Origin of the sequence: Streptomyces albiaxialis (assembly GCF_039530985.1) — a bacterium.
GTDB classification, from domain to species: domain Bacteria; phylum Actinomycetota; class Actinomycetes; order Streptomycetales; family Streptomycetaceae; genus Streptomyces; species Streptomyces albiaxialis.
The window spans coordinates 1-579 of sequence record NZ_BAAAPE010000040.1 but is presented as its reverse complement, the minus strand read 5'-3'; the positions used below and the strand labels follow the sequence as shown (position 1 = coordinate 579).

Here is a 579-nt window from a genome sequence, read left to right as displayed (position 1 = left end):
ACCCCGCGTTCGCGTTCTCCGCCTTCTCCCACGCCCGTACCGTGTTCGGCGCGACCCCCGTCAGCGTCGTGATCCGGCGCAACGAGACCTCCAGCGTCCGCGCCTTCAGGATCTTCGGCTTCAGCCTCCCGTCGATCTTCTCCAGCTCGGCCAGCAGCCGAAGGCGCTCGGCCCCCAGCGGCTCCATCTCGGCTTCTGCCTCGGCCCTGATCTGAGCCGGTGTCTTCTGCGTCATGACGCGCAGCCTGACACACGGTGTGCTGGCAGCGCAAGACTGGTCGAAACTTTCTCTACTTGGTCAAGGGGGGCGCCTGCGGCGCCCCCGCCCGCGCTGCGGCCTTCGGCCGGTCGCGGTCGGGCACCGCAGCACCCCGTGAGCCAGGAGACGCCACCAGAGGCGCTGTGCGCCCCTCACAGCCGCGCACGACCCGCGACACGGCTCCACGGGCAGGCGCAGCCCCCACAGAGCCGCAGAGGGCCGTACAGCGGCTCACGGCCGACCGTGGGGCGGCATCGCCAGGATGCGTAAATGCGCCGTGCTCCGCCGACTGCGGCTCTCGACCGAACGCGCCAAAGACG

1 protein-coding gene is annotated in these 579 nt (G+C 70.8%); it reads right to left on the bottom strand.

Going from position 1 to position 579, the window contains the following annotated elements:
* Positions 1-235 (bottom strand): hypothetical protein (locus tag ABD343_RS40775; RefSeq protein ID WP_344535938.1); only part of this gene is annotated, 235 nt, incomplete at its 3' end.
* Between the last annotated feature and the right edge of the window lie 344 nt (positions 236-579).